Genomic DNA, 16,200 nt, shown 5'->3' on the forward strand with positions numbered 1-16,200 from the left:
CTGATGAAATGTGGGCCGAACTCAGTTATCGCTGTGGCAATCGGCAAATTTGCGGTAGTTCAGGATCTCGGTCTTGCCCTGCGAATTCAGGTAGGTCAGTTGGGCATCGACAATGCCGCAGGAAGCCCCGGCATCCTGTGTCATTGCCAGCACTTTCTGGATGTCCAGGTGCGTGCCGTAGGTGTAGGTTTGCGGCGTGACGTCAGCTTCGGCGCGGGCCGAGAAGGTGCAGATATTCAGGGCGGCAAACAGGCAAGCGGCATAGAGGGTATTGGTGTTCATGGTCGTTTTCTCAAGGCTTCAATGATTGGGTGGTTCAGTTGAGCCGAGGCGCTTGGGTTGGCCTCGATGTGGCTCATTAGAAACCCGCGAGGTATCTCGTCTGTGTCAAAAACAGGCGCGGATAACTCGGTTCGTATCAGGACCCGGTCCTGATACACGGCCATACAACCCCCCGGAAATTGTTGTTTTTGCCTCTGCATGTATCCTTCGCCAGAGCAGATACACTGCAATACAAACCGCCGCGGGCGAACGGACTCAGTCTCTATAGACTGAGCCGCAATTCCCATTGACAGAGGCTTGGCCCATGGAACACGTTGATCACATCCTCATCGTGGACGATGACCGTGAGATTCGAGAGATGGTAGGCAACTACCTGAAGAAGAACGGCCTGCGCACTACCGTGGTTGCGGATGGCCGCCAGATGCGCTCGTTTCTCGAGTCCACGCCGGTTGACCTGATCGTGCTGGACATCATGATGCCAGGCGACGATGGCCTGGTGCTCTGCCGCGACATTCGCGCCGGTAAACACAAGGCCACGCCGGTGCTGATGCTAACCGCCCGCAACGACGAAACCGATCGCATCATCGGCTTGGAAATGGGCGCCGACGATTACCTGGTCAAGCCGTTCGCCGCCCGTGAATTGCTGGCGCGCATCAACGCTGTGCTGCGCCGTACGCGCATGCTGCCGCCCAACCTGGTCGTTACCGAAACCGGAAGGTTGCTGGAGTTCGGGCGCTGGCGCCTGGACACATCCGCCCGCCATCTGCTTGATGAAAACGGCACCATGGTCGCCCTCAGCGGCGCTGAATATCGCCTGCTGCGGGTGTTCCTCGACCATCCGCAACGGGTACTCAATCGCGACCAGTTGCTCAACCTGACCCAGGGCCGTGACGCCGACCTGTTCGACCGTTCCATTGATCTGCTGGTCAGCCGCCTGCGCCAACGCCTGCTTGACGATGCCCGCGAGCCGGCTTACATCAAAACCGTGCGCAGCGAAGGGTATGTCTTCTCGCTGCCGGTGCAAGTGCTTGGAGCACCGGCATGAAGCCTTCGCTGCATTGGCCTCGTACCCTCGTCTCGCGGCTGTCGCTGATCTTTCTGGTAGGGCTGACCCTGGCGCAGGCCTTGTCCTTCGGCGTGCAGTATTACGAGCGTTACGAAACCGCGAAAAACACCATGCTCGGTAATCTGGAAACCGATGTGTCGACGTCCATTGCCATCCTCGACCGCTTGCCCGCCGAGGAACGCATGAGTTGGTTGAAACAACTGGATCGACGCAATTACCGCTATCTGCTCGATGAAGGCTCGCCAGGCGCCGCCCTGCGTGACACGCCGATTGCAGTGACCTCGATCAAGGAGGCCATCGGCAAGGATTACCCGATGACCGTGACAGACATTCCCGGGCCTATCAAACACTTCCAGGTCCATCTGAAACTGGCTGACGGCAGCCCCGTGACCATCGACGTGCGCCCCTCAATGGTGCCGTTGTCGCCGTGGCTGCCGGTGGTTTTGCTGGGCCAGTTGGCCTTGATGATTCTGTGCGCGTGGCTGGCCGTGCGCATTGCCATACGCCCGCTGACCCGCCTGGCCCAGGCCGTGGAAAACCTCGATCCCAATACTCACCCGGTGCATCTGGATGAACAAGGCCCGACCGAAGTCGCACACGCTGCCATCGCCTTCAATGCCATGCAGGCGCGCATTGCTGCCTATCTGAAAGAGCGCATGCAACTGCTGGCGGCGATTTCCCACGACCTGCAAACCCCGATCACGCGCATGAAACTGCGTGCCGAATTGATGGACGACTGCGGCGACAAAGACAAATTGTGGAATGACCTCGGCGAGATGGAGCATCTGGTGCGTGAAGGCGTTGCCTATGCCCGCAGCGTGCATGGTGCCACCGAAGAAAGCCGCCGTACCGATCTTGATTCATTCCTCGACAGCCTCGTGTTCGACTACCAGGACATGGGCAAGGACGTGCAGCTCAGCGGCAAAAGCGCCGCAGTGATTCACACGCGGCCCCACGCGCTGCGCCGAGTGCTGGTAAACCTCACGGATAACGCGCTCAAATTCGCCGGTGCAGCGCAGCTGCGGGTCGAATCGAAGGACGGCGACAGCCTCTCGGTGACCGTGATGGATCGTGGTCCCGGCATCGCCGAAGAGGAGCTGGCCCGGGTGGTTGAGCCATTTTACCGCGTGGAAAATTCGCGCAACCGCAGCACCGGCGGCACGGGCCTGGGCCTGGCTATCGCCCAGCAACTGGCACAAGCCCTCGGCGGCACCCTGACCTTGAGAAATCGCGAAGGCGGCGGACTGTGCGCAGAACTGAGATTACCGACGCGCTTATCGTAGGAGCAGCGAATCATGCAGGATACGTTCAATCTGTCCCGTTTCGTCGAGGCTCAGCGCCCGGTGTTCAGTCGAGTCATGGACGAGCTGCGCGCGGGCCGCAAGACGAGCCATTGGATGTGGTTCGTCTTCCCGCAATTGCGGGGGCTGGGTCGCTCCGATATGGCCGGACGCTTCGCGATTTCCGGTCTTGCCGAGGCTCGTGCCTACCTCCAGCATGAGTTGCTTGGGCCACGACTGGAGGCGTGCGTCGCAGCCGTTTTGCAGCACCGAGGTGTGAGTGCCGAGCGGATATTCGGCTCGCCCGATGACCTGAAATTTCGCTCCTGCCTTACGCTGTTCAAGAGTGTCCCGTCCGGCCCCGCTGTGTATCAGCAGGCGCTCGAGCAGTTTTATTCGGGTGAGCCGGACCGCAAGACGCTGCTCTTGCTTGGGCAATCGGCGTGAGTGCTAAACCCTGAGAGGATCCTTATCAATTACTGAACGTTGATGTGTATCTGGAGCGGCTCAAGGAGGAGGGTGGTGAGTTGCGCCAGCTGCAGGGCGTGATCGGTAATTCAATGAGATTCGGGCAGCCTGATCGAATACCTTCTTCGACAGCTCCCGCAATATCATGCTGGACCGACTCAGCTCAGCCGGTTGTGATTGAACCCGCCTGCTCTTGATTCCCTTCGCGTTGTTTCTCCGCGCTCTCAAAAGGCGCGCGCTCAAGGCCCGCTGCGTACGCCTTTATCCTGGGCTTCAATGACGAGCCGAGTGCGGTCTTCGGACAGCAGCATTCGCGCCGTGACCAGTATCGGCAATCAATTGTGACGCATCACTGATGATCCATTGAATTGCAGAACCTTACAGAAATATTAGGGGGCGAGTGACAGGCTTCCTTCATAATATCAAATTTAACATAATATACATTATGCGAACCATTGGGACTGTCCTTCAGGGGCTCTGTTCGTCGCATTTCACTAATGCGACGATCACCGCGCCCCAGATTCAAAAGCAGCCATCGTCGCCCTCACTGACTTGCCTCCGTTTGACCCTTGGGCCATCGGACGTTTACGGCGAGTCAGCACACCGTTCACCAACGCTGTGGTGAAATCGATAACGTTGTCCGTCATAACGCAGTACTGGGAAACAAGAACCCGGGCCGCCGACCTCGACATCAGGCCAACCATTACTGCCTTTGCCAGGGAGAAACTCAGCGACGCCGATTTCTTTGAGCATGAGTTTCCAGCCACCGTCAGGCTGCTGGCTGACTAGATAAAATCCGGTACCTGCTTGCCCATAACAGTCAGTGCTGCCTTCGGTAATCAACGCATCCGGCCGACCGTCACCGTTCAGGTCCTCAATCAACTCCATGGTTGCCGGCGTGTAGCTGCCTGTTGTCTCGACTTCGCACTCCGACGTCTCTTGGTTAAATCCAGCAGCGCGGAAAGCTTTTACCTGCTCGCTACGCGGCAGTTCATCCGCCAGCGCCGTGGCACTGGTCACGAGACATGCCACCCATAGACCTGACGTAAGCCTTCCCCGCATATAAACTGTCCCTTTATGATGCTCAAATGTTAAGTATCGTGCATGTACCCACACTAGCGTAAAGGATGAGCTAGCTCTGCCCTTGCCATATAACCAATATATATAACTAAACTAAATGACTATTTAGTAGAGTTATATATACAGCTTTACCGCGCTGACAAAAAACCTCAATAACCACTCACCGCCGTCATCGCCCCACCCACAATCGCAATCCCAGAGCTGCTGCCCAAACGTGTCGCGCCGGCTTCAATCATCTTCAACGCCGTTGGATAATCGCGCACGCCACCGGATGCCTTTACCCCAACCCTGGCACCCACAGTTCTGCGCATCAGTGCCACATCTTCGACCGTAGCCCCGCTTCGGCTGAACCCGGTGGACGTCTTGACGAAGGCCACACCCAGGTCACGGCAGATTTCGCAGGCCTGGACCTTCTGCTTGTCATCAAGCAGGCAGGTTTCCAGGATGACCTTCAACGGCACGGCGCCGCAGGCCTGTTGGACCAGGGCGATGTCTTCGCGCACGGCGTCCAGCAGCCCGTCCTTCAACCAGCCGATATTGAGCACCATATCGATCTCCCCTGCCCCGGCGGCAATCGCCTGTTGGGCTTCGTAAGCCTTGGTGTCACTCAGGCCGGCGCCCAGTGGAAAGCCGACCACGGCGCAAATCACCACCCTGTCGTCGGTCAGGCACGAAGCGGCATAAGGCACCTGTGCGGAATTGAGGCACACCGAATAAAAGCCATGCTCGCGGGCTTCCTCGCACAAGGTGCGGATCTGTGCACGGGAGGCGTCGGGCGCCAGCAAGGTGTGATCGATGTATTTGGCCAATGCGGCGGGTGGGAGACTGTTCATTTAATGGGCCCTTGCCTGTATGTTGCCAATGATTGTGAGGCGCTTGTCACAGCGCTCACGTTAATTAGTTACAATAATAACAAATAATGTTACTTATTTAACACTAACAATCAAGCCCTGGAAGACTCGTGGACAGTAGAAAAGCCGAGCGATTGAAGCTTATCCAACAAGCCCTGCAAGACCAGAACGCCATTCATCTGAAGGAAATGGCTGCACTGCTGGACGTTTCCGAGATGACCCTGCGCCGCGATCTCAACCACTTCAGCGATCACCTGCGGCTGCTGGGTGGCTATATCACCCGCATCGGCAATGAGAGCGGCGATTACCGGGTGGCCGAGCAGGACACCCGCCACGTCGAGGAAAAACGCCGCATCGGCAAACTCGCCGCCGCGTTGATCCAGGCCGGTGATACGGTATTTTTCGACTGTGGCACCACCTCGCCTTTTGTGGTTGATTTCATCCCTGATGCGCTGGAGTTCACTGCGGTGTGCAGTTCCTTGAACGTGCTGCTCAAACTGCAGAACAAGCCCAATTGCCACATCGTGTTGTGCGGTGGCACCTTTCACCGCAAGAACCAGGTTTTCGAAAGCAACGCCGAGAGCAGCATCCTCGACAGCGTGCGCCTGACGTGGGCCTTTGTGACTGCCGCCGGCGTCAGCCAGGCGTTTGGCGTAACGTGCTTCAACTTCAATGAAGTCGAGGTCAAGCAGAAGGTCATGCGCCAGGCTCAGCAACGCGTATTGCTTGCCGATTTCAGTAAGTTCGACACGGTGCGCACCGCGCACTTCGCCGCCCTGGAAGACTTTCAGTACGTGGTCAGCGACAAGAAAATCCCCCGCAGCTATAAGGACGTCATCCAGGCCAATGGCGCGCAGTTGCTGGTTTAACCCAGCAACCGTTGCCGTTCCTGTGCACTCAAATAACCGGTGCTGACACTGAACGAAGCGCTGGCTCCAGCCGCCAGCATGCGTACGTGGCCTTTGGCTTTCTCGGCGTTATAGCCCTCGGGTTCGCAGGTGGACGGCAACACGAATGCCGCCACTTGCTGATCCGGCGTGTGCAGGATCCAGCGGGCAGCGTGGGCAAACTGTTCGGGACGGTAGCGGGTGTAGAACGCCGCACCGCTGGGATGATCCAGCAGAAAGTGCGCCTGGCCCGTGGCGTCGGTGCCAACGCCGTCGAAGAAAAACACGATCTCCGGGTCGTACAAGGCCGGCTGTTCAAGGCAGGCCAATTGCGCAGGCTGCTCGGCCAGCTGCGCCATGTAGGCGCTCCATGCCGGCGTCGGCTTGACATGGTCCGGCACGCTGGTGCGCAAACGCTGGCGCTGCATGCCCAATGGCTCGACAAACCGCGCGCCGTCCACATACGCATAGTTCATGTGGGCCATATACATCAGGTCCATGGGCTTGCCGGCCAGGTTCGTCACCTGCATGTCGATATCGAACAGGCCTGAATCGGCGCGAAGTGTCACGCTGGGACTCGCCCGATAGCGATCGCCGAACCCCTTGGCATATTCATACGAGCCTCCCAGGCGTACAACGCCCTCGTCCACCTCCAGCCAGGCCGTGTCCATGGGCGCACAGGGCATTTCGCCATGCAAGGCATGCGTATCATCCGGCGCCGGGCAGCCGTTGCGCAGCAGGCCACTGTGAAACATGAAGCAGCCGTAGGTCTCGATGATCGTCGGGCTGGGCCGGGGTTGCTCAAACAGATTGCTCATGGTCAAGTCGCAACCGTCGAACACGGCTGACCAGATCATCTGCCCCTGATAAGGCAGTATCACCAATCGGCCACGGCTATTCTCCAGGCTTACGGCCAGCACGCCGGAGGGGTAAGTCCAGGCACTGACCTTGAAGGCCGACGATTGCAGCAGGATTTTCTCCTGCTCGCCAAACACCGCAGGGTACAACGCGATACGTGTCTTCATGAGGCCACCGCCCCGGTTGCGCCCACCGCCAAGGCGCCGGGTTGGCGCATGCACTTGAGTGCATACATCACGATCACAATGAAGCAGAGTAACGGCACGCTGTAAGCCAGTTGCATGTTGCCGCCGCTGGCGTCAGACAACAGGCCCTGGAAGATCGGGATCACCCCGCCGCCGACAATGCTCATCACCAGCAATGAACCGCCAACGCCGGTGTCTTCACCCAGGCCATCGATGGTCAGGCCGTAGATGGTCGGCCAGCAAGGACCGAGGAAAATACTCACGCCGACCGCTGCATATACCGCCGAAATGTTCGGCACCAGAATGGTGTAGGCCAGCAGCACGATACACAGCACCCCGTAGATCGCGAGGACCTTGGCGGGATGCAGGCGCCGCATCAACAGGTTGGCGATCAACTTGCCGACAAAGTAGGCGGCAAAGGTGGTCAGCAGAAACCATGAAGCGCTGCGTTCATTCATGCCGCCCATTTGCATGGCCAGGCGAATGGTGAAGCTCCATACGCCGACCTGTGCGCCTACATAAAGAAACTGCGCCAATACGCCAAAGGTAAAGCGCGGGTTACGCCACAGCCGCCCCAGGCTTTGACGCACGCTGCCCGGCTTGCTGTCGGCAGGCTTATTGCCTTTGCACGCGGGGAACCGGGTAATCGCGACAAGGATAAACATCAGCACCAGCACCGCAATCATCCACTTATAGGGCAACAACGTGGACTGGATCATCTGCAATTGCTGCACCGCTGCCTCGGAAGCGCTCATCTGAGCCAGTTGTTCAGTGGTGGCGTCGGTGTCCTTGAACATCACGAAACTGCCCACATACACCCCGGCCATGGCGCCGAACGGGTGAAAGGTCTGCGAGATATTCAAGCGCCGGGTCCCGGTTTCCCGGGGCCCCATCAGTGTCGAGTAGGTATTGCAGGCGGTTTCCAGGAACGACAGGCCGGCGGCGATCACAAACAGCGCCAGCAGGAACATGCCGTACTTGGCCGTGGACGCGGCCGGGAAAAACAACAAGCAACCCAGCATGTACAGCAGCAGCCCCACCAGAATCGTGCTCTTGTAGCTGAAACGACGGACCACCATCGCAGCCGGAATCGCCACAAAAAAGTAGCCCAGGTAAAACGCCGACTGCACAAAGGCCGTCTGGAAATCACTCAGCAAAAACGCTTTCTTGAAGTGGGCGATCAGCACATCGTTCATGCTCGCCGCGGCGGCCCACAGTGCAAAGATGCTGCACAGCAGGATAAAGGCGAACCAGGGCGTGCGGTTCAGGTAGAAACCATCGGGGGTCTGTTGCAGCGCAGGTTTGTTCATTATTGTTCTCCGGGCTGGGTGAAGGTGTCAGCGCTGTTGCTTAAAGCGATCGAACGTTTCGCTGTCGGGATAGGAACTCTGCGTCCCCAGCCCCATGACCGAGCACGCGGAATACGCCACCGCCTGCTCCATGGCCTGACGAATATGGCGGTCGCGGTTCCAGTGGTGAATAAAGCAACCGATAAAGGCATCGCCGGCACCGGTGGTGTCACGGGCGTCAACCCGTACCCCCGGCACCTGGAACTCCCCCTCCTCCCCCACGTACAGCGCACCGTGCTCGCCGAGGGTAACGATCACGTGACGGATACCGCTGGTCACCAGGCCGCGGGCAGCGGTTCGGGCCGATTCCGGCGAGTCCACGACTTCGCCTGTGATCAACGCCAGTTCCGATTCGTTGGGGATCAGGAAGTCAAGGTGCGCCAGGTGCTCACGGCTCAAGCCGGCCAGGGCCGGTGCGGGGTTGAGGAGCACCGCGATACCCTGTCGGTGAGCGAATTCGATGGCGTGGTAGACCGTCTCCAGATTGATCTCCAGTTGCAGCACGATCAGCGTGCAGTCACGCAGGTCGGCGGCCGCCGCCTCGATGTCCACCGGCAGCAAATGCGCATTGGCGCCCTTGACGATCAAGATACTGTTATGGGAATCGGCCCGGACAAAAATCGGCGCGACGCCACTGGAAACGCCAGGCACGCGCTGCACATAACGGGTGTCGATGCCAAAGCGCTGGAAGTTGGCCACTGTGTTGTCGGCAAACATGTCGTCGCCGACCTTGCTCAGCATCAGGACATCAGCCCCAAGCTTGGCGGCCGCCACTGCCTGGTTGGCCCCTTTACCGCCGCAACCCATGGCAAAGCCGGGCGCTTCCAGGGTTTCGCCCTGGGCCGGCATACGGTCGATATAGGTAATCAAATCCACCATGTTGCTGCCGATGACTGCGATCTTGCTCATTGCTATTCCACCTTGTTGCGGCACGACCAGGCAGGTCACGTCGCTCTTGTTTTGTTATTTAAATAACATTAGGTGTGAATATTCAATCTTTTTTTGTGGGCACGATTCAACGCATCATACGAATAGGCACGGGCAAGGGCCGGGTATCATGCGCCGGTACGCGGCCTTGAGCCGTTGCTGAAGGATGGCATTCACGCAAAAAAAAACCGGCCCACAAGGAGCCGGCCAAAAAAACGTCTGCGCTACAGGCTGAACCGATCCACGGACTGCGACAATTTGCTCGCCAAACCGGCCAATTCATCGGTGGTCGAGGCGGTTTCACCAATAACGCGGCTGTTGTTCTGCGACATGCCGGCAATCATTTCCACCTGATGGGCGATTTCGTTGCTGGCCAGGCTCTGCTCACTGATGGTGCGCGAAATATCGTTAACCAACTCGGTGGTATTCAAGGTGGCCTGAAGAATGTCGCGGATAGCTCGCTCCACCTCAGCGGTCACGGCCATGCCTTTGTCCACCTGTGAGACGCCCTCCTCCATGCTGGTCACCGCCTCGCGAGTGTTTTGCTGGATACGCCCGACCATGCTGGCAATTTCCTGGGTCGATGCGCTGGTGCGTCCCGCCAGGCTGCGCACCTCGTCGGCCACCACGGCAAAACCGCGCCCTTGCTCGCCCGCACGGGCCGCTTCGATCGCAGCGTTCAAGGCAAGCAGGTTGGTCTGGTCAGCAATGCCTTTGATCACCTGGATAATGCTGTAGATGGCCTCGGACTCCTTATCCAGCGTACGGATGACCTGGGCCGACTGCTGCGCTGAACGAGCGATGCCGTCCATATCCTTGACCACCTGGTGAATGACACGGCCACCGTCCTTGGCCAAATTTTCAGCCTGGTTGGCCATGTCCAGGGCGCGCCCGGCGTGGCGAGTGATTTCCTCGATGCTGGCGGTCATTTCACTTGCGGCTGCCGCCATGGTGCTGGCAGCGCTACTTTGTTGCTGGCTGCTGTCGGCCACTTCATGGCAACCTTGGCTAAGGCGCTCGCTCATGCCATTGACGCCATGGGCGTTGCTGCGCACCACCTCGATCATGCCGCGCAGGTCGCGCTGCATGGTGGCCAGACTGCTGATCAACAAACCGGCTTCATCCTGGCGACGCGGCTCCACAATCGGCTCGCTCAGGTTGCCCCGGGCGATGCTCGCGGCGATGCGGCTGGCGGTTTGCAGTGGTCCCATGATGCTCATGGTCACCCAGCGGCCCTGGCCCAACAGCAACACCAGACTGGCAATCAATACCGCGCCGAGGGTGAAGTTAGCGTTGCTGATGGTATGTTGCGTGCCGGCACTGGTTTTTTGCGTATGGCCTTCGATCAGTTCGCTCAGGGCAGCCATCTGATCTTCCAACTGGCTGAAGGCGGTATGAAAGGCATTCAATTGCCCCCGCGCGGCTTCGGGGTTATCCAGCGCCAAAGCGACGATGCGCTCGCCGGCGCTGATGTAGGTGTCCAGGCTGGGTTTGATTTTTTCCAGGCTTTCCTTGATCGTGTCTTCCACCGGCAGCTTGAGGTTGTCTCCGAGCACCTGGCGAAAGTGCTCGGCGTGCTCCTTCAGCGAAGTGTTGACCTCATCCCTGGTGCTGGTGCTTTTCCCCAGGCCCACCAGCATGGCCGACAACACATCGGCGCGCAGGGCATCGTGCATCATGTCGGCTTCCATGTGATTGCGCAGCACAGTCATGCTGACTTCATTGTCCTCTACCGCTGCCCCCATCCGGTTATTTCCCAGGTAACCGGCCACGCTCATGACCAACGCAGTGAGCAATCCGGTCGCAATCAACAACATCAAGCGTAATTTGATCGTCATGCTCGTATCCCCGTACCTGGACTGCCGGTTGGGAACCCAACCGCTTGACCGCCCCTGCTACCGTTATCGGCCAGAGTCTCTGGTTAGTGAAGCCTAAGTTTGCGGATTTGCACCGATCCCTTAAGCTAACCGACCTTTGCTGCGCCCCGGATCTACCCATGTCTCGAAGTATTGCCCACCTCGCCCTGCTGCTGGGCTTGATCACCGCTGTTGGCCCGTTTGCCATCGACATCTACCTGCCTGCCCTGCCGACCCTCGGCGCCAGCCTCCAGGCCTCGCCGGCCGCCGTGCAAATGAGCCTGACGGTGTTCTTCATGATCATCGGCGTGTGCCAGCTGTTGTACGGCCCGATCAGCGATGTGTTCGGGCGCAAGTTGCCGATCTACGTGGGGCTGGTGATTTTTACCATCGGCAGTATCGGCTGCGCCCTGGCGCCGACCATCGAAATGCTGATCGGCTTTCGTGCTGTGCAAGCATTCGGTGCCTGCGCGGGAATGGTGATCCCGCGGGCGATTGTTCGCGACCTGTACACCGGCCATGAAGCCGCGCGGCTGATGGCCTTGCTGATGCTGGTGATGAGTGTTTCGCCGATCCTCGCGCCCTTGGCCGGTAGCCTGGTGATTTCGATCTGGAGCTGGCGCGAAGTGTTTGCGGTGCTGGCGGTGGTGGCCGTGCTGTGCCTGGTGATGACCATCGTGCAACTGCCGGAAACCCATCCAGCCGAGCGTCGCCTGGGCAAGACCCTGGGCAATGCGTTTGGCAGCTACGGAGCGCTGCTGCGCGATCCGGTATTCACAGGGTTGTCGGTGGTCTGCGGTTTCGGCCTCGCTACCTTCTTCGTCTTTATCGGCAGTGCGCCCTTCGTGTACATCGAGTATTTCGGCCTGACTCCGACGCAGTTCAGCCTGTGCTTTGCCCTTAACGCGGCTTCATTCTTCGCCATGAGCCAGCTGACCGCACGCCTGAGCGCGCGTTTCGGCCTGGCGCCACTGATCCGCTGGTCGGTAATGGGCGTAGCCGCGGTCATGGCCCTGCTGGCGGCCACCACGCTATGGGGTGACAGCCTGGTCTTGATGATGGCGCTGCTGTTTACCGGGTTTGGCTGCCTCGGCCTGCTGCTACCGGCGGCTGGGGTGCTGTCGCTGGAAGATCATGGCGCAGTGGCAGGTTCTGCATCGGCGCTGCTGGGCGCCATCCAGATGGTCACTGCCGCCGTAGCGATGACCCTGGTGGGGATATTCGCCGACCATACCCCGGCGCCGATGTTGATTGGCATCGCGTTGTGTGCGCTCGCCGCAATGCTTACCACGCTGTGGACCTTGCGCCGTTTGCCGGCGCATCTGGCCTCCAGCGTCCCGCCCTCCTCCTGAGGCAAGGCGTAAACCATTCGTCGGGCCTTGCGGGCATCCATTACAACTATCGCCGGCCACGTAATTACTAACTCCATAGCACCTTTGGAAACCTATGGAGACTGAAATGACTGACTATCCACGCCCGCCTTTCGCCCCTCAAGCCCAAGCCGTGCCGGGTTCCCAGAAAAAAATGGATCCGTACCCCGACTGTGGCGAACAGAGCTACAAGGGCTCCGGCCGCCTGGCCAATAAAATTGCCCTGATCACGGGTGCCGACAGTGGCATCGGCCGCGCCGTTGCCATCGCCTTCGCCCGCGAAGGTGCCGATGTGGCCATTGCGTACCTGGATGAGCACGACGACGCCAAGGAAACCGCGCGCTGGGTCGAAGAAGCCGGTCGCCAATGCCTGCTGCTGCCTGGCGATATCGCGCAAAAAGCCACTTGCCAGGCATTGGTGGACAAGACCGTCGAACAGTTTGGGCGTATCGACATCCTGGTCAATAACGCCGCGTTCCAGATGACTCACGAAACCTTCGAAGAGATCGAGGATGAAGAATGGGTCAAGACCTTCGATATCAACATCACCGCGATGTTTCGCATCTGCAAGGCGGCCCTGCCCCATATGAAGGCCGGCAGTTCGATCATCAATACCAGCTCGGTCAATTCGGACATGCCCAAGCCAACACTGCTGGCCTACGCTGCCACCAAGGGCGCGATTGCCAACTTTACCGGTGGCTTGGCGCAGTTGCTGGGTGACAAGGGCATTCGCGTCAACAGTGTGGCGCCGGGCCCGATCTGGACGCCATTGATCGTCGCGACCATGACCGATGAGGACGTGAAAAACTTCGGCGGCGAAACCCCGCTGGGGCGTCCAGGGCAGCCGGTGGAAGTGGCGCCGATTTATGTCTTGCTGGCTTCGGATGAGGCCAGCTATATCTCTGGGTCACGCTATGCGGTGACTGGCGGCAAGCCGATTCTCTAAGCCCTCTGAAAGACCAATTGTGGGAGGGGGCTTGCCCCCGATAGCGGTGTGTCAGTCAGCTTATGTGTAGCTGGTCCATCGCTAATCGGGAGCAAGCCCCCTCCCACATTTTGATCTTCATTAATCCTGAGGCTACAAATCAAACCGATCCACCGCCCGCCGCCGCTCGTTGTCGTCACGCACGTCATAGCTGGCGGTGGTCTGGATATTGGTGTGATGCGCCAGCTTCTGTGCAATCGACAAATCATGCTCTTCAATCACCCGTGTGATGAACGAGCGGCGGAAGTCATGGGGCATGATCTTCACGCCCACCTGGTCGCCGCGCTGGCGGGCGATGTAGTAAATCGCATGTTTGGTGATGCGTTCGCGGGTGATATGGCTGCCCCGGCGGATCCGGTTGAACAGGAAGCTGTCGTCCTGTTCGCCTTCCTTGAGTTGCCCGCGACGGAATTCCAGCCAGGTCCGTAGTTTGGCAAACGCCCAGTCCGGCGCGTACTTGATCAGCTCCTTGTTGCCCTTGCCGATCACCCGCAGGCTGCGTTCGTCAAAATTGATCTGTGCCAGGTCAAGGTTGACCGACTCTGACTTGCGCATGCCCGAGCCATACAGCAGGCCGATTACTGCGGCGTCCCGCAGGCCCTGGGGGCGAGGGTCGGCTGCGCAGACCTCGAGCATCTCGCGGATCAAAGTGCGACGCAGGTTACGGCCCTGGCCCAGGCGTGTGCCCGGTGCGGCCTTGACCGAGCGCATCTTCAACAGGTGGTCCTGGCTGATCAAGCTCATGCGCCACGCTTCGTTCATCACGCCGCGCACGGCATTCACATATAACGACGAGGTATTCGGCGCATAGCCGTCCTCGCGCAACGCCGCGACCAGGGCGATCACATGATCGGGTTGCAGCAGGTGCCAGTCGATCTCTTCGAGGTTGATGTCCTCAAAGCCCAGGCGATCGGCGGCATCCTGTAGCACATAGCGCATGGTCAGTTGGCTGGAAGGTGCCAGGCGGGTGAGGTAAAGGGTCAGGGGGTTGCGGATAGACTCAGTCAAGGTAGATCAGCCTTTGGATTAAATAAATCGCTTAACCTGTTGATTAATCGATGTATTTAGTGAATTGGCGAGGGCAAAGTCTAACCCATGATCGGCATGGCTATCTACACATCCAAATGTGGGAGGGTATGGGCCCCCGATGAGCACGGCTATCTACACAACTTCTGGTACGCCACTGGACCCTGTGGGAGGGGGCTTGCCCCCGATGGCGGCCTGACAGCCGACCAGGATGCTGGATCAGATCGAGTACATATCCGTTGCTGCGGTAACGACCACTATTGGTTCCGCTTTTACAGCGGGTCACTTTGAAAAGCGCAAAGTAACCAAACGCTCTTGCCCCACCACTCGGCACCTCGCCTAGGCTCGGTGTGCCCGTAATCCGCCAGCGTGGTTTAACGGGGCGCCTAAGATCAAGATCAAAAGAAGAGCAAGAGCAAGAGCAAGAGCAAGAGCAAGCAGCGAGTCAGCATGGGCAGTTGTGTAGATACCCATGCTCCGATGAGGGCGTGTCAGTGAATGCATCTGTGGCTGACCCGCCGCCATCGGGGGCAAGCCCCCTCCCACATTTTGAGTGGCGAATATCAGGGCATCACGGCTCCGCGGCGTCCTCCTCGCCAGAAGCCTGAGGCTGGGCCATGGACTGGCTCCAGTCGGCATCCTGCTGCTGCATCAGCGCGAACCAATGTTTGCGCATGAAGGTGAGGTAGCCGTCCGGCGCCTTGGCGAAGTCTTTCTCGTCGCCATAGCAGCCTGGCAGCGGCAGTTCGGTGCCCTGCTCCTTGTATTGGCTGACCAGCGCCTGCTGGGCCGCGACGCTGCAGTCGGTGGGCAATGGCATGCCGCGCAAGGCTCCGGCGTCTTCATCCCACCAACTGGCACCCACACGGTCGAGGCCTCGCAGGCGGTACTTCTCGGACTTGCCGACGTGCATGATCAGCTTGAATTCGTTAGGGCTGACATCACTGGTGCAGGTACGCGAATAGCCGACCGTGGCCTGGGTATTGCCGTCGCCCAGCAGGTCGGTGACCTTGGTGGCGGCGCGGTCAAAGCGCAGCCCGGCGTCGAATTCGCAGTGCTGCACGTCGTCGTACAGCATCCACACACGCTTGGGCCGGTCGCCGCCCAGCAGGTACTGCGCCGCGTAGATGAAGGCCGACTGAGTACCATCGTCGTCCCGCTCGCTGACCTGTTCGGCAAGCACCAGCAGGTTTTTGCCCTGGCGGTCATCCCAGGTGTAGGCAGCGACCTGTTTACCGCGTACTTCCACGCCTTCCGGCACCTGCTCGATGCTGGTCAGTGCGACGCCGTCATCGGCCCGCACGCTGGTGGCACAGGCCACCGTCATCAACAGTCCCATCAGCGCGGGCCGCAACTGGCCGCATAAAAGTTGCACGCTATTCATTCGAGTACCCTGGCAAGAGATGGCTTACTTTACCGGCACTTGAGCGCCAATGCAGAGAAGATTGTTGAATAAGCCTCATCGGCTGGCCCGCCGCGCCAAAATTGAACCAACCCCCCTGTCGAGCGCTCCCATCTTGCCCACGCCGCTGTACTTGTAATGCCTTAGTTACTTAGCTGAACCCTAGCTGTCTACCTGTCAAATAAACGAGTTTTTCATCCGCCTTTCATATTCGTTGCACATTTTTGCGCTTAACCTTGTAGGCAGTACTTCAGAGCAATCCGCGGTTTGTCGACTAACCTGTTGATTACGCTTTATCTTTAGCGCCGCCTTGTAATCTGCGGGCTGT

At 59.0% G+C, this 16,200-nt stretch carries 15 protein-coding genes and 1 pseudogene; 6 read left to right on the top strand and 10 right to left on the bottom strand.

Annotated features, from left to right (window positions below; all coding sequences use genetic code 11):
• Positions 1-21: 21 nt before the first annotated feature.
• The gene (locus QZR30_RS09050) at positions 22-282 is read right to left on the bottom strand and encodes a DUF2790 domain-containing protein (protein WP_311903210.1); all 261 of its coding nucleotides are present in this window, start codon (positions 280-282) and stop codon (positions 22-24) included.
• A 304-nt stretch (positions 283-586) separates the two neighbouring features.
• Between QZR30_RS09050 and QZR30_RS09055 the strand changes: the two genes are divergently transcribed.
• The 3 genes from QZR30_RS09055 to QZR30_RS09065 are packed head-to-tail and all read left to right on the top strand — an operon-like array spanning position 587 to position 3,075.
• The gene (locus QZR30_RS09055; RefSeq protein WP_046068138.1) at positions 587-1,327 is read left to right on the top strand and encodes a response regulator; all 741 of its coding nucleotides are present in this window, start codon (positions 587-589) and stop codon (positions 1,325-1,327) included.
• Complete coding sequence (locus QZR30_RS09060; protein ID WP_046068137.1) at positions 1,324-2,631, top strand: ATP-binding protein; 1,308 nt, start codon at positions 1,324-1,326, stop codon at positions 2,629-2,631. Before QZR30_RS09055 ends, QZR30_RS09060 begins: the two co-directional genes overlap by 4 nt.
• Before the next feature lie 12 nt (positions 2,632-2,643).
• Positions 2,644-3,075, top strand: coding sequence for a DUF1810 domain-containing protein (locus QZR30_RS09065; protein WP_311903211.1), 432 nt, complete (start codon positions 2,644-2,646; stop codon positions 3,073-3,075).
• 606 nt (positions 3,076-3,681) lie between these two features.
• On the opposite strand, the gene QZR30_RS09070 is transcribed toward QZR30_RS09065, so the two are convergent.
• Positions 3,682-4,116: a hypothetical protein gene (locus QZR30_RS09070; RefSeq protein WP_311903212.1), complete on the bottom strand. Its 435-nt coding sequence runs from the start codon at positions 4,114-4,116 to the stop codon at positions 3,682-3,684.
• Positions 4,117-4,325: 209 nt separating this feature from the next.
• Positions 4,326-5,009, bottom strand: coding sequence for a deoxyribose-phosphate aldolase (gene deoC, locus QZR30_RS09075; RefSeq protein ID WP_046068124.1), 684 nt, complete (start codon positions 5,007-5,009; stop codon positions 4,326-4,328).
• A 128-nt stretch (positions 5,010-5,137) separates the two neighbouring features.
• Between deoC and deoR the strand changes: the two genes are divergently transcribed.
• Positions 5,138-5,896, top strand: coding sequence for a DNA-binding transcriptional repressor DeoR (gene deoR / locus QZR30_RS09080; protein WP_056847876.1), 759 nt, complete (start codon positions 5,138-5,140; stop codon positions 5,894-5,896).
• On the opposite strand, the gene QZR30_RS09085 is transcribed toward deoR, so the two are convergent.
• The 5 genes and pseudogenes from QZR30_RS09085 to QZR30_RS27995 form a co-directional block, all read right to left on the bottom strand.
• A complete protein-coding gene (locus tag QZR30_RS09085; RefSeq protein WP_311903213.1) occupies positions 5,893-6,939 on the bottom strand; it encodes an aldose 1-epimerase family protein in 1,047 nt (348 codons plus the stop codon). The genes deoR and QZR30_RS09085 overlap by 4 nt on opposite strands.
• On the bottom strand, positions 6,936-8,267 hold the full coding sequence (gene fucP / locus QZR30_RS09090; protein ID WP_124400643.1) for an L-fucose:H+ symporter permease: 1,332 nt from the start codon (positions 8,265-8,267) through the stop codon (positions 6,936-6,938). Before fucP ends, QZR30_RS09085 begins: the two co-directional genes overlap by 4 nt.
• A gap of 27 nt (positions 8,268-8,294) precedes the next feature.
• Positions 8,295-9,215, bottom strand: a complete 921-nt coding sequence (gene rbsK, locus QZR30_RS09095; protein WP_046068120.1) for a ribokinase — start codon at positions 9,213-9,215, stop codon at positions 8,295-8,297.
• A gap of 242 nt (positions 9,216-9,457) precedes the next feature.
• Positions 9,458-10,321: a methyl-accepting chemotaxis protein gene (locus tag QZR30_RS27990; RefSeq protein ID WP_419178864.1), complete on the bottom strand. Its 864-nt coding sequence runs from the start codon at positions 10,319-10,321 to the stop codon at positions 9,458-9,460.
• Positions 10,316-11,071 (bottom strand): annotated as a pseudogene (locus QZR30_RS27995) (MCP four helix bundle domain-containing protein); the annotation flags it as partial. The gene QZR30_RS27990 and the pseudogene QZR30_RS27995, both read right to left, overlap by 6 nt.
• A 158-nt stretch (positions 11,072-11,229) precedes the next feature.
• On the opposite strand from QZR30_RS27995, the gene QZR30_RS09105 reads away from it, so the two are divergent.
• Both QZR30_RS09105 and QZR30_RS09110 read left to right on the top strand, forming a co-directional pair.
• Positions 11,230-12,441, top strand: coding sequence for a multidrug effflux MFS transporter (locus QZR30_RS09105; protein ID WP_311903214.1), 1,212 nt, complete (start codon positions 11,230-11,232; stop codon positions 12,439-12,441).
• 106 nt (positions 12,442-12,547) lie between these two features.
• The gene (locus QZR30_RS09110) at positions 12,548-13,405 is read left to right on the top strand and encodes an SDR family oxidoreductase (RefSeq protein WP_046068117.1); all 858 of its coding nucleotides are present in this window, start codon (positions 12,548-12,550) and stop codon (positions 13,403-13,405) included.
• 132 nt (positions 13,406-13,537) lie between these two features.
• On the opposite strand, the gene QZR30_RS09115 is transcribed toward QZR30_RS09110, so the two are convergent.
• Positions 13,538-14,452 (bottom strand): site-specific integrase, encoded by a 915-nt coding sequence (locus QZR30_RS09115; protein ID WP_059397367.1) that lies wholly within the window; start codon positions 14,450-14,452, stop codon positions 13,538-13,540.
• Positions 14,453-15,041: 589 nt separating this feature from the next.
• Complete coding sequence (locus QZR30_RS09120) at positions 15,042-15,854, bottom strand: M949_RS01915 family surface polysaccharide biosynthesis protein (RefSeq protein ID WP_311903215.1); 813 nt, start codon at positions 15,852-15,854, stop codon at positions 15,042-15,044.
• Positions 15,855-16,200: the final 346 nt, after the last annotated feature.

The sequence above is a fragment of the Pseudomonas sp. rhizo25 genome (assembly GCF_031931935.1).
Taxonomy (GTDB): domain Bacteria; phylum Pseudomonadota; class Gammaproteobacteria; order Pseudomonadales; family Pseudomonadaceae; genus Aquipseudomonas; species Aquipseudomonas synxantha.